The organism is Streptomyces sp. NPDC051243 (genome assembly GCF_044455405.1).
Lineage (GTDB): Bacteria > Actinomycetota > Actinomycetes > Streptomycetales > Streptomycetaceae > Streptomyces.
Genome location: NZ_JBITES010000011.1, coordinates 388,061 through 399,870, shown reverse-complemented (window position 1 = coordinate 399,870; position 11,810 = coordinate 388,061). Strand labels below are relative to the sequence as shown.

Annotated in this window: 14 protein-coding genes; 8 read left to right on the top strand and 6 right to left on the bottom strand. The window is 71.5% G+C overall.

The window, feature by feature from the left end:
* The 3 genes from ACIBAG_RS29020 to ACIBAG_RS29010 all read right to left on the bottom strand — a co-directional run.
* On the bottom strand, window positions 1-455 hold a 455-nt coding region (locus tag ACIBAG_RS29020), incomplete at its 3' end, for an ABC transporter permease (protein ID WP_399108918.1).
* Window positions 442-1,257, bottom strand: a complete 816-nt coding sequence (locus ACIBAG_RS29015; protein ID WP_399108916.1) for an ABC transporter ATP-binding protein — start codon at window positions 1,255-1,257, stop codon at window positions 442-444. The genes ACIBAG_RS29015 and ACIBAG_RS29020, both read right to left, overlap by 14 nt.
* 31 nt (window positions 1,258-1,288) lie before the next feature.
* Window positions 1,289-2,395 carry an aliphatic sulfonate ABC transporter substrate-binding protein gene (locus ACIBAG_RS29010; protein WP_399108915.1) on the bottom strand — a complete coding sequence of 369 codons (1,107 nt, stop codon included), beginning with the start codon at window positions 2,393-2,395 and terminating at the stop codon, window positions 1,289-1,291.
* Window positions 2,396-3,351: 956 nt separating this feature from the next.
* Between ACIBAG_RS29010 and ACIBAG_RS29005 the strand changes: the two genes are divergently transcribed.
* The 5 genes from ACIBAG_RS29005 to ACIBAG_RS28985 all read left to right on the top strand — a co-directional run bounded on the left by ACIBAG_RS29005 (window position 3,352) and on the right by ACIBAG_RS28985 (window position 7,671).
* Entirely contained in the window at window positions 3,352-4,530 is a 1,179-nt protein-coding gene (locus ACIBAG_RS29005; RefSeq protein ID WP_399108913.1) for an LLM class flavin-dependent oxidoreductase, read from the top strand.
* A gap of 122 nt (window positions 4,531-4,652) precedes the next feature.
* On the top strand, window positions 4,653-5,882 hold the full coding sequence (locus ACIBAG_RS29000; RefSeq protein ID WP_399108911.1) for an acyl-CoA dehydrogenase family protein: 1,230 nt from the start codon (window positions 4,653-4,655) through the stop codon (window positions 5,880-5,882).
* A gap of 50 nt (window positions 5,883-5,932) precedes the next feature.
* Window positions 5,933-6,391: an Rrf2 family transcriptional regulator gene (locus ACIBAG_RS28995; protein ID WP_031487169.1), complete on the top strand. Its 459-nt coding sequence runs from the start codon at window positions 5,933-5,935 to the stop codon at window positions 6,389-6,391.
* A 199-nt stretch (window positions 6,392-6,590) separates the two neighbouring features.
* Complete coding sequence (locus ACIBAG_RS28990; protein WP_399108908.1) at window positions 6,591-6,746, top strand: hypothetical protein; 156 nt, start codon at window positions 6,591-6,593, stop codon at window positions 6,744-6,746.
* 121 nt (window positions 6,747-6,867) lie between these two features.
* Window positions 6,868-7,671 (top strand): glutathione S-transferase C-terminal domain-containing protein, encoded by an 804-nt coding sequence (locus ACIBAG_RS28985; RefSeq protein ID WP_399108907.1) that lies wholly within the window; start codon window positions 6,868-6,870, stop codon window positions 7,669-7,671.
* A 9-nt stretch (window positions 7,672-7,680) separates the two neighbouring features.
* Here ACIBAG_RS28985 and ACIBAG_RS28980 read toward each other — a convergent pair whose 3' ends face one another.
* On the bottom strand, window positions 7,681-7,833 hold the full coding sequence (locus tag ACIBAG_RS28980) for a hypothetical protein (RefSeq protein ID WP_399108906.1): 153 nt from the start codon (window positions 7,831-7,833) through the stop codon (window positions 7,681-7,683).
* 362 nt (window positions 7,834-8,195) lie between these two features.
* On the opposite strand from ACIBAG_RS28980, the gene ACIBAG_RS28975 reads away from it, so the two are divergent.
* Window positions 8,196-8,441, top strand: a complete 246-nt coding sequence (locus ACIBAG_RS28975; protein WP_399108904.1) for a hypothetical protein — start codon at window positions 8,196-8,198, stop codon at window positions 8,439-8,441.
* A 68-nt stretch (window positions 8,442-8,509) separates the two neighbouring features.
* On the opposite strand, the gene ACIBAG_RS28970 is transcribed toward ACIBAG_RS28975, so the two are convergent.
* On the bottom strand, window positions 8,510-9,247 hold the full coding sequence (locus ACIBAG_RS28970; protein WP_399108902.1) for a class I SAM-dependent DNA methyltransferase: 738 nt from the start codon (window positions 9,245-9,247) through the stop codon (window positions 8,510-8,512).
* A gap of 161 nt (window positions 9,248-9,408) precedes the next feature.
* Between ACIBAG_RS28970 and ACIBAG_RS28965 the strand changes: the two genes are divergently transcribed.
* Complete coding sequence (locus ACIBAG_RS28965) at window positions 9,409-11,010, top strand: FAD-binding oxidoreductase (RefSeq protein ID WP_399108901.1); 1,602 nt, start codon at window positions 9,409-9,411, stop codon at window positions 11,008-11,010.
* A 116-nt stretch (window positions 11,011-11,126) separates the two neighbouring features.
* Here ACIBAG_RS28965 and ACIBAG_RS28960 read toward each other — a convergent pair whose 3' ends face one another.
* Window positions 11,127-11,498 (bottom strand): hypothetical protein, encoded by a 372-nt coding sequence (locus tag ACIBAG_RS28960; RefSeq protein WP_399108900.1) that lies wholly within the window; start codon window positions 11,496-11,498, stop codon window positions 11,127-11,129.
* A gap of 17 nt (window positions 11,499-11,515) precedes the next feature.
* Here ACIBAG_RS28960 and ACIBAG_RS28955 point away from each other — a divergent pair, with 17 nt between their 5' ends.
* Window positions 11,516-11,758, top strand: coding sequence for a hypothetical protein (locus ACIBAG_RS28955; RefSeq protein ID WP_399108898.1), 243 nt, complete (start codon window positions 11,516-11,518; stop codon window positions 11,756-11,758).
* Window positions 11,759-11,810: the final 52 nt, after the last annotated feature.

The window sequence follows — 11,810 nt, the reverse complement described above, 5'->3', positions numbered from 1 at the left end:
CAGATCACGGCCGGGGGCACCCAGGCGACGGAGGGCAGGGACTGCAGGCCGGACAGGATCGGTCCGATCGCGGCGCGCACGAACCTGGCGCGGGCCACGAGCAGGCCGAGCGGTGTGCCGATGGCCAGGGCCATCAGGAAGCCGAGCAGGCCGCGTGAGACGGATGTCCAGACGTAGTCGAGGAGGGTGCCCTGCAGCCAGGAGGTGCGCAGTTCGTCCCAGACATCGGCCGGTGAGGGCAGTTTGGTCGGGTCGTCGACGACCTTCAGGGAGATCAGTGCCTGCCACACGGCCAGCACCAGTGCGATGGCGACGATGGGCGGGAGGATCTTCTGGGTCAGGGTCGTGCGGAACGGGGTACGGCTGGTGTGGACCGTCTCCAGGGCGTCCAGGCCGGCTTCGAGTCCGGCGAGGTCGCCCGTGTCCTTGGCGGGCGTCGTGTCAGTGCTGGCCATGGCGGCGGATCTCCCCACGCAGTTCTTCGGTGATCTCGACGGACAGTTCGGCGACCGCGCTGTCCTCGATACGACGCGGATGCGGCAGATCGACCGTCCACTGGCGGGCGATGCGCCCGGGGCGGGAGGACAGCAGGACGACGCGCTGGGAGAGGCGGACCGCCTCGCGCACGTTGTGCGTGACGAACAGGACGGACAGCTGTGCCTCGCGCCAGATGCGGGTGAGTTCGTCGTGCAGGACGTCCCGGGTGATGGCGTCGAGGGCGGCGAACGGCTCGTCCATCAGCAGCAGCCTGCTGTCCTGGGCGAGCGCCCGTGCCAGGGCGACGCGCTGGCGCATGCCGCCGGACAGCTCGTGCACCCGCTTGCCGTACGCCCCCTTCAGCCGGACGAGGTCCAGCAGCCGTTCCGTCTCCGGCCGGCGTTCCGCCTTGGGGACTCCACGCAGCCGCAGTGCGAGTTCGATGTTCCTGCCCGCGCTCAGCCAAGGGAAGAGGGCGTGCTCCTGGAACATCAGGGCGGGCCGGCCGTCCGTGCCGATCGAGCCGGTGGACGGCCGGTCCAGCCCCGCGACCAGGTTGAGCAAGGTGGACTTGCCGCATCCGGAGGCCCCCAGGAGGGTGACGAACTCGCCGGGCGCGACATCGAGCGTGATGTCGTCCAGCACGAGCTGCTGTCCGCCGGGTGTGCCCCGCGCCGGGAAGGACTTCGAGACGTGCTCGATCCGGGCGGCGTACGGCACTGCGCCGGCGTCCTCGGCGACCTTGGCGGTCGTGGCCGTCGTCGTGGCCATGGTCGTCATCTCCTGGGGGACTCGTGGGATGCGGTGATCGCTACTTGACGCCGAGACCGGCGTCGTCGACCTCGTCCTTGCCCTCGGCCTTGAGGACCTTGTTGAGCGGCGCGAGGTCGTAGATGCCCTTCAGATCGGGCTTCTCCAGCAGGCCGGCCTTGACCGCGTGGTCCGCCTCGGTGCCGAGGGTGGCGGCGAGCGGGTCGTCCAGGAAGACGATCGACGACCAGGCCGGGTCGAGGACCTCGGCGGGCAGGGCCTTGCCCGACAGCTCCTTCAGTGCCTCGTTGGCCGCGGCCTTGGCCTTGACGGGGTTGGCGTTGATCCACTCATTGGTCTTCACCGAACCACGCAGCACGGCCTCGACGACATCCGGGTGCTTCTTCAGGAACTCCTGCCGGACGATGATGTTGGTGATCACGAACTTCTTGTCGGGCCACAGGTCGGCCTCATCCAGCAGCACCTTGGCGCCCTGGGCGACCAGCTTCGACGCGGTCGGCTCGGGTACCCAGGCGCCGTCGATGGAGCCGGACTTGTAGGCGTCGGGGGTGATCGAGTTGTCGGTGCGGATCACCGAGACGTCGCCCTTGCCGCTCTCCGCGTCGACCTTCCAGCCCTGCTCGGAGATCCAGTTGAGCAGGGCCACGTCCTGGGTGTTGCCGAGCTGCGGCGTGGCGATCTTCTTGCCCTTGACGTCCTTCAGGGACGTGATCTTCTCGGGGTTGACGACGAGCTTGACGCCGCCCGAGGCCGAGCCGGAGATGATCCGCAGGTTCTTGCCGGCCGCCTTCGTGTAGCCGTTGATGGCGGGGGAGGGCCCGATCCAGCCGATGTCGATGGAGCCGGAGTTCAGCGCCTCGATCTCCGAGGGACCGGCGTTGAACGTCGAGGCCTTGATCCTGGTGCCGCCGAGTTCCTTCTGGAGCAGGCCCTCCTGGACCCCGACCAGAGCGGTGGCGTGCGTCAGGTTCGGGAAGTAGCCGATGTTCACCTCGTCGACGGAGAGCTTCTCGGCGTCCGCCGCGACCTGGGCCTGCTTGTCGCTGTCGGTGGACTCTGCGCCGTAGCCGCAGGCGGTCAGCAGCAGGGGAAGCGCCGCTACGACGGCGAAGGTGCGGAGGGAGTTGAGCGGTCTTGCGGCAGACACAGGGGTGTCCTCTCAGAGCGAGGGAAGTTCAGGGACGTACGGCAGGGAGGCGTGAAGCCGGTTGACGCGCACCGGCACACCACTCGCCCGCCATCCCGGCGGGGCGGCAGGGGGCGCAGCGGTGTGTGGGGGGTGGGCGCGCGGAGCGGAGAGTCTCAGACGGGCCGACAGATGGCGCTGGACGTACGGCCGAAGTCGATGTGGCGGCGCGAGGTCAGGAGGAACGACAACAGGTCCGTGTGGTTGCGCGTGCTCATGGCGACCCCACCCCACAGATTCCTAGTTTTCCTACCTGGTTGATGGGGATCGTGGCAGAAGGTTGCGTGGACCCCAAGGGGCTGTTCATATGATGGACTCAGTCATCTCTGTATATGAGATTGACGCCTCTGGACCAAGAGTGCGCAGGACCGCTCGGGCCACCGCGCAGGCCGCGAGCAGGCCGGAGCCGCGGCCACGCGCGCACCGGCAGGCGCCGGTCCAGCCGGTTCGGGATCCGGGCGCGGCTTGACGGAGAGCGGGACGTCCTGCTCAAGTGGGCGCATGACTGCCCAGCGGCGCTTGGTCTCACGCGATCACATCGACTTCGGTCGGGTGTGGTCCGCCGCGTGTTGCGCCTGATTCGGCAGCGGGCCGACTGACCGGCCCTTCCCTCCCTCGGTGACCCCGTCGCGGGCCGAGCTCCCCCTTCACGCGCGCTGCCGCAGCACCGTCTCCACCGAAGCCGGGCGTCGCCACGCCCGTACTCAACCGTCGTACCGAAGCTCTAGGCCTGGCCCGCTGCCTCTGACGGTTTGTCACCCTCCCACGCGTACCGGGCGATTCAGGACCGAGTAGGTCTGCAAGGCCGCCGACTCGGCCCGCTGGAAAGGTCCGCCGCATCAACCGCCACGTGCTGAACGGCACCAGGCCGCCCCGGCCCGGACTGCCGTAACGAACACCCCCGATCGGAGCCTCTCATGTCCCTCACCTTTCACTGGTTCCTGCCCACCAACGGTGACAGCCGTCATGTCGTCGGCGGTGGTCACGGCACTCCCGCCACGGCCTTCGGCCGTGACCGGCCGCCGACGGTCGCCTATCTGAGCCAGATCGCCCGCGCCGCCGAGGACCTGGGCTTCGTCGGCGCGCTCACTCCCACCGGGGCCTGGTGCGAGGACGCCTGGCTGACGACCGCGATGGTCAGTCAGAACACCGAGCGGCTGAAGTTCCTGGTCGCCTTCCGGCCCGGCTTCGTCTCGCCGACGCTCGCCGCGCAGATGGCGTCCACCTTCCAGCGGCAGACCGGCGGACGGCTGCTGCTGAACGTGGTGACGGGCGGGGAGAACCGGGAGCAGCGTGCCTACGGTGACTTCCTCGACAAGGACGACCGTTACCGCCGTACCGGCGAGTTCCTGCGGATCGTACGGGGGTTGTGGGAGGGCAGGGCCGTCGACCTGGTGGGCGAGCACCTCCAGGTCGAGGACGCGAAGCTGGCCCGGGTGCCCGACCCGGTGCCGGAGGTGTACTTCGGCGGCTCCTCGCCCGTCGCGGGGGAGATCGCCGCGCGGCATGTCGACGTCTACCTCACCTGGGGCGAGCCGCCGGCCGCCGTCGCCGAGAAGATCGCCTGGATCCGGGCGCTGGCCGAGAAGGAGGGCCGCAGGATCCGCTTCGGGATCCGGCTGCACGTCATCACCCGGGACACGTCCGAGCAGGCGTGGGGGGAGGCCCGGCGGCTGCTGGACGGCTTCGATCCCGAGGCGGTCAAGGCCATCCAGGCAGGCCTGGCCCGCAGTGAGTCGGAGGGTCAGCGGCGGATGCTCGCCCTGCACGGCGGCAGTCGGGACGATCTGGAGATCTACCCGAACCTGTGGGCCGGCATCGGGCTGGTGCGGGGCGGTGCGGGCACGGCGCTGGTCGGCAGCCACGACGAGGTCGCCGAGCGGATCGCCGAGTACCACCGGCTGGGCATCGACGAGTTCGTGCTCTCCGGCTACCCGCATCTGGAGGAGGCCTACTGGTTCGGCGAGGGCGTCCTGCCGCGGCTGGCGGCGCGAGGGCTGTGGAGGCACCCGTTCCACGATGCGACGGCGGCCCGGACCGACACTCAGGTCCCTTTCGTGGAGCGGGAATCGGCCACCGTGACGCGTATTCCCTAGATTTCCTATCGAATTACTAGGGAACTGTTGACCCTCGTCGGTGGAGCGAGTGAGGATGACGCTGACCGGGTCGGCCGGCCGGACCGGGGCCGTGTTGTCCTCTGCCTTGAAGGAAGTCAGCCATGACAACTGCACCACCGGCCGGCAAGACGGTCGTAGCGGTGACCGGGCGACCCGACTGGACGCACATAGCCCGCGAACTCGCCGACGACCTGGCCACGGACGCGGTGGAACGCGAGCAGGCGGGCAAACCTCCGCTCGACGAGGTCGCGCGGCTGCGTGAATCGGGGCTCCTGACACTGCTCGTGCCGGCCGCACGCGGCGGCGGGGGAGCGGACTGGCGCACCGCCTACAGGGTCGTCAGGATCGTCGCCGCGGCCGACGGCGCCGTGGGTCATCTGCTGGGCAGCCACTACTTCCTGTCCTACTGCGCCCGGTTCTTCGCCGGCCGCGACCGTGCCGCCCGTGTCGAGCGGGCGTTCACGGCGGGGCAGTGGTGCTGGGGCGGCGGTATCGCCTCGCACGAACCGCCGCTCATGCTGACCCCGACGGCGGACGGCTATCTGCTGGACGGCCATCAGAGGTACGGCACCGGAGTCGGGGTCGCCGACCGGCTGCTGGTCCGTGCCGCCGTGCCCGGCACCGGCGAGCCCCTCGCCGTTCTGGCCGACCCCGCCCACCCGGGCCTGGTGAGCGGCGGAGGTGGCGAAACGTTCGGGCAACGGCTGGCGGCCGCCGGCAGTGTGGGGTTCGACGCCGTGCCGGTCGCCGCCGACGACGTACTCGGCTCCCTCTCCCCGGACGAGGGAGCCCTGTCGCCCTTCGCCGGACTGGCCGCGCCGACCGCACGGCTGATCTCCGCCCAGGTCTGTCTCGGCGTCGCCGAAGGCCTGCTCGGTGAAGTCCGCGAGCACGGACGGGCGGTGCGCAGCCCTTGGCAGCCCTTCTCCCCCCAGCCCTGGGCGGGCGGCCCGCCGCAGGACCCGTACGTGCTGACCGTGTACGGCAAACTGGCCGTCGCCGCGCGGGCCGCGGCCGCCCTCGCCGACCAGGCGGTCGACGCCCTGACGCACGGGCTCGCGCGGGGCGACGACCTCGACGACGACGAGTGCGCGGAGACGGCCGTGCTGGCCGGTGCGGCCGAGGCCGCCGCCGCCCGCGCCGCGCAGGAGATCACCACCCGTGCCCTGGACGCCATCGGTGCGCCCGCCGCCTCCAGCAGGCACGGCCTGGACCGCTTCTGGCGCGACATCCGCAGCCACACCCTGCGCGAGCCGGTCGCCCACCGCTTGCGCGAGGTCGGAGACTACTTCCTCAACGGCGCGCATCCCCCGTTCAGCCTGCCCGCCTGAGGGAGGGCCCGGCGGGGAGTGCCGGCGCGGCAGTGATGGATAATCTCGCTATGCGGATCTCGGCGAGGGCGGACTATGCGGTGCGGGCGGCGTTGGAGCTGGCCGCGGCAGGGGACGACACCTCGCTCAAGGCCGAGGCGATCGCCGAGGCGCAGGGCATCCCGCACAAGTTCCTGGAGGGCATCCTCGGCGACCTGCGCCGGGGCGGCCTCGTCGTCAGTCAGCGCGGCGGCAAGGGCGGCTACCGGCTCGCCCGGCCGGCGGACTCGATCCCCATCGCGGACGTGATCCGCGTGGCGGACGGCCCCCTGGTCTCCGTGCGTGGCGTACGCCCGCCCGACCTCTCCTACACCGGCCCCGCGGAGTCCCTCCTGCCGTTGTGGATCGCCGTACGTGCCAACGTCCGCAAGATCCTCGGCGAGGTCACCCTGGCCCATGTGGCCGCGGCCAAGCTGCCCGACGACGTGCTGAGCCTCGCGGACGACCCCGAGGCCTGGACCAACCCCTGACCGGCACCTCGACCGGTCCCCGGCGGATTCCACCGACTGGTTCACCGGCAGATGGCACCGACTGGTTCACCGACCGATTCACCGACTGGTCACCGACCGATTCCCCGACCGGCGTCTCACCGTTCGGCGGCCCTCTTGACGCGGCTCGGATCCGGCCCGACACTCCAGTACGGGAATCCTAGTGAATTGGTAGGGAAGCATGGGTCGCTCCGCGCCGGACCCCGGCAGTGACACGGTCGGTGTCGCCGTCCGGCCGCTGCCCCTGCTGACCTCCCGCCGCCACATCGACCTCGAGCGTGTGTGCAGTGCGGCAAGTTCCCCGCACGGCGCGGGTGTCGTGACCGCCCGCCCCTGAGCCTCACGCATCGCATCCCGGCCGCGAACCTCACTCGCGTACCGCATCCCGGCCCGGCCGCGCCGAAGCCGCCGCGCCCCATCGCCGTCGTATGCCCGTGACCGAGCACCCAGGGAGAGGTATGTCCGCCCCATCCTCGACGTCCGCCCCATCCTCGACGTCCGCCCCGTCCCCGACCGCCGTGCCGTCCTTCCGGAGCAGGATCGGCGGTGACGCGCGCAGCGGTTATTACGCGGCCCCCCGCCGCTACCGGCTCCACCTGGCCCTGTCGAGTCCGCGCTGTCTGAGCATCGCGATCACCCACAGCCTGCTCGGCCTCGAGGACACCCTCCCGGTGACCCTGCTCCCCGCCGTGTCCGACGCCCCCGACGGTGGACACGCGGAGCTGCGCCCGCTGTACGAGGCCAGTTCGCACCAGCATCCCGGACCGGCCGTCGCGCCGGTGCTCAGCGACGCCTGGACCGGCACCATCGTGAGCACGCACGCCCCCGACATCCTGCGCGACCTGGCCCGGCGGTTCGGCGGCGGTGGCCCCGATCTCTTCCCGCGTGGCGCCGAGGAGGCCGTCGAGAGCATCGGCCGCCTCTGCGAGCAGGACATCCTCGAGTCCGCGCAGCCGGACGGCGGGGTGGCGGTGCGCGACACCGCGCTCGCCACCCTGCTGCGTGCACTGGACACGCTGGAGCGGCGGCTGTTCTCCCAGCCCTACGTGCTGGGTATCGAACTCACCCTGGCCGACGTCGAGTTGTGGGTGACGCTGGTGCAACTGGACACCGTCCGTCGCCGGCACCTGGACCCCGCCGCCGTGCGCCGCGTCACCGGCCACCCGTGTCTGTGGGCGTACGCCCGTCGGCTCGCGGCCCACCCCGCGTTCGGTTCCCACCTCGCTCCCGACAGCGTCGCCCGCCGGCACTGGATGCTCTGACCGCCCCGCCTACGCGGCCCGCTCCTGGGCCCGCATCCACGGATAGAGGTGCCAGTCCTGGTCGTTGGCGAGCGGGTCGGCGCGCTGCGCCGCCCTGCCGTCGACCGTCGAGGGCATGACGAAGGCGCAGGTCGCGGAGCCGTCCTCGCGGTAGTTGGCCATGTTGGCGCGCAGGATCGCCTCGGCGAGCCGCTCGGTGCCGGCGGTGCGCAGAGCGGCCGGCAGGCGCAGGAGGGTGGTGGTGGCGGTCAGGGTGCTCCAGTAGTGCGGGAAGACGTGCGAAGGGAGTCTGGACGCCGAGCCCCGTGATCGTGAGCTGCTCCCGCGCCGTGTTCACGACTGTGTACCGCTCGCGCAACAGCTCTCCCGACACGGAGCGCCGCACCTCGACCCTGACCCCCGGGAGGGGTGTGTGCACCGCCTCCACGGCACCGCCGACGACACGCAGTTCGGCGGGCGTGTGCCAGCGGGCGCCGCCCCGGTCGGTGATCAGGTGCCCCGAGCCCCCACTGATGTTCCGGCGAGTGCCACTCGGTGACGTCGGCGTCGAGCAGAAACCGCCGGGCCGGGTCCCGCTCGTCGACGAACCGCACAGGCGCGCCCGTCTCGGGGCCGAGCGTCGCACAGCCGGAGCCGAAGGCGAGAACGCCGGGGAGCTCAGCATCGACGCGAAGGCCGGCCAGGCGTTCGTCGGCGGGGTCGGGACGGGGCACGCGGTCTCCTTCAGCCAGGTCATCGCCGTAGCAACCGGTTGCCATGCGGTGTGCTGAACAGCGTGGCTTCCGTCTGTGGACCCGTCAATCCCAGTGCATGGGACGCCGCGTGGTGTGACCCCGGTTCACCGGGGCTTCTCCCACACCGACACGTGCTTGCCGCTCTCGCTCGTGAACGGCTCGCGGGTCCAGTCCTCCCACCGGTCGCGCAGCCGGAGCCCGGCGAGCCGAGCCATCAGGTCCAGCTCGGCCGGCCAGACGTACCGGAACGGGATGGACCAGTGCTCCGCGCGGCCGTCGGTGATGGTGACGTAGTGGGAGCTCATGGCCTGCGTGGCGACGTCGTACGCGTCGAACGCCCATCGCGACTCGCTGATGTGGAACGGCACGGCGTTCTGCCCGGCCGGGAGTTTCCGCAGCTCGGGGACCATGACCTCGACGACGAAGCAGCCTCCGGGCGCCAGGTGCGCGGCGACGTTGCGGAAGCAGTCCACCTGGGCGTCCTGGGTCGTCAGGTTCATGATCGTGTTGAAGACCAGGTAGGCGAGGGAGAAGGTCTTCTCCACGCGCGCCGTCGCGAAGTCCCCGATCGTCACGCCGATGGCGTCGCCGCCGGGCTTGGCGCGCAGCCGGTCCACCATGGCGCGGGACATGTCGATGCCGTGCACCGGGACACCACGCGCGGCCAGCGGGAGCGCGACGCGGCCGGTGCCGATGCCGAGCTCGAGGGCGGGGCCGCTGCCCGCGAGTGCGGTCAGTACGTCGACCGCCGGGTCCACCACGCCGGGGCGGAACATGTCGGCCGCCGACCGGTCGTAGTCGGCAGCGATCTTCTCTCCGAAGTAGCCGTCGTCTTCGATCACTTGGGGACCGTACTGCCGGTCGCCGGCCCGGAGCACGTGAATTTCCGGGCCCGCGGACCGGGTGCTGGCACCACCATGAACGGGTGGCTGGGGCCAGTGCCCTCCGCACCCGCCGCACCTAGCGTCGTGACTGGAGGAAGCGAGGCTTTCGAGGAGGGGCAATGAGCGCATTGAGCCGGAGGAACATCCTGCGCGGCGGCCTGGTCGCCACGACGGCGGGGGTCGTGACGCCCGGGCTGGTGGCGCCGGTCGCGGCGGCGGGTGACGGGGCGTCCTGCCCTCCGCCACCGGGACCGGCCATGATCGGTCCCGGCGATCCGCGCCACCGCTCCCTGGCCTCCCGGGGGTACAACCGCCGCTTCGTGGGCGACCCGGAGCACGTCTGGGTGGTCGGCACGACCGCGCACGTCGTACGGGCCGTGCAGCAGGCGGTGGACACCGGCCGGCGGATCACGGTCCGCAGCGGCGGCCACGGCTTCGAGAACTTCGTCGCCGACCCGGCCGTGGAGGTGGTCGTCGACATGTCCGCCATGAACGGCGTCGCGTACGACCCGGGCCGCCGCGCCTTCGCCGTCGAGGCCGGGGCCCTGCTGGGCGAGGTGTACCGGAGGCTGTACCTGGGCTGGGGAGTGACCGTGCCGGCGGGTTGGTGTGCCGACGTCGGCGTCGGCGGACATGTGCCGGGCGGCGGCTACGGCCCGCTGTCCCGGCTGATGGGCCTGTCCGTCGACCACCTGTACGCGGTCGAGGTGGTGGTCGTGGACCGCCCGGGCCGGGCGCGCAGTGTGGTCGCGACGCGCGAACCCGCCGATCCCCACCGGGACTTGTGGTGGGCGCACACCGGCGGCGGAGGCGGCAGCTTCGGCATCGTCACCCGCTACTGGTTCCGGACGCCCGGTGCCGGGGGTGACGACCCGTCCGGCCTGCTGCCCGCGCCGCCGTCCGGTGTGCTGAGCTTCTCGGTCTCCTGGGACTGGCAGCGGCTCGACAAGGCGTCCTTCGCCCGGCTGGTCCGCAACCACGGCGAGTGGGCCGAGCGGCACAGCGCCCCTGACTCGCCGTACCTCGCCCTCTACAGCGAACTCGCCCTCACCCGCAGGCCGTCGGGGACGGTCTTCATGATCGGCCAGGTCGCCGCGGACTCCGGCGCCGAGCGGATGCTGGACCAGCACATCGCCGCGATCAACCGGGGTGTGCCGGTCCAGCCGGTCCGCACGGTGCGGAAGCACGCCTGGCTGGCCGCGGCCCTCGCCGGCTCACCGGGCGACCCCGGACCCGTCTACCGGCTGAAGGTCAAGTCGGGCTATCTGCGCCGACGTTTCACCGACCGTCAGATCGAGGCGCTGCACCACCACCTGACCCGGCCCGACTACGACCACCCCGGCGGCGGCGTCAACCTGTACACCCACGGCGGCAAGGTCAACACCGTGGCGCCGGACGCGACCGCGACAGCCCACCGCGACGCGAGCATCAAGATGTTCTACGTCAACGGCTGGGAGGACCCCCGCGACGACGCCCGGCACATCGGCTGGCTGCGCGAGCTCTACGAGGACCTGTACGCCGACAGCGGCGGCGCCCCGGCGGCGGCCGACGGCGCGTTCATCAACTACCCGGACACCGACCTGGCCGACCCGGCCCGGAACACCGGAACTCCCTGGCACCGCCTCTACTTCGGCGACAACTACCCCCGGCTGCAACGCGTCAAGGCGAAGTGGGACCCCCGTGACGTGTTCCACCACGCCCTGTCCATCAGGCGAGCGTGAATCCCGACCGGCGACTTCTGCCCCGTGGAGCAGGGCGAGCCGGCGCGCCTCGCCCTGCTCCTCCACCTGGCACGAAGGGTCCGCCGCCGTCCGCCCCGGGGAGCCTCGTGGACCGCTCACTCCTTCCAGTCGAGCTGATGCTCGGGCGTGCCCGCCGACCTCCCGTACGCGATCGCCTCCGCCCGGCCCGCCGCGTCACCGCGCACGTACCTGAACACCTTCCCGGCGAACACGACCACGAGTTCGTCCCCGGCGTCGAAGTCCGCATACCAGCCGAGCTCCGGCTCCAGCGCCGCCGCGAACGCCTCCGCGAGCCCGCTGATGTCGTCGCCGTCCGCCTCCCATTCGATGAACGTCCACAGCGCCGGCTGCCCGGCGGTCGCGGTCGCCGAGGCGTCGATCCGGCTGACCTTGCGCAGCCGCAGGCCTCGTGGCTGGAAGCAGGCGCCGGGGCGGAGGCTCTCGCCGATGAGGTATCCGGTGATCATGTGCGGGCTCCCTCGGAATGCGCGGACAGATCCTGGCTGACGACGCTACGACCTGCCTCGCCCTGGCCGACCCCGGCCACACCCGGACCGTGCGCGCCGCCGAGTCGGAGTCCTCGCAGGTGTACACCCCGTTCGAGGGCTTCGAGCTGACCGTCCGCGTCACCGACACGTTCCTGCGGGGCGGCCACATCCTGCGGGCGGGCAGGATCGCAGGGGAACCGGTGGGCGCCCAGCCGCACAGCCCGACGCCGGGCGCCTGACCAGCCGGGCCGGGGTCGGTGAAGGGCGGCCGAGGACCCCTCGCCCGTCACT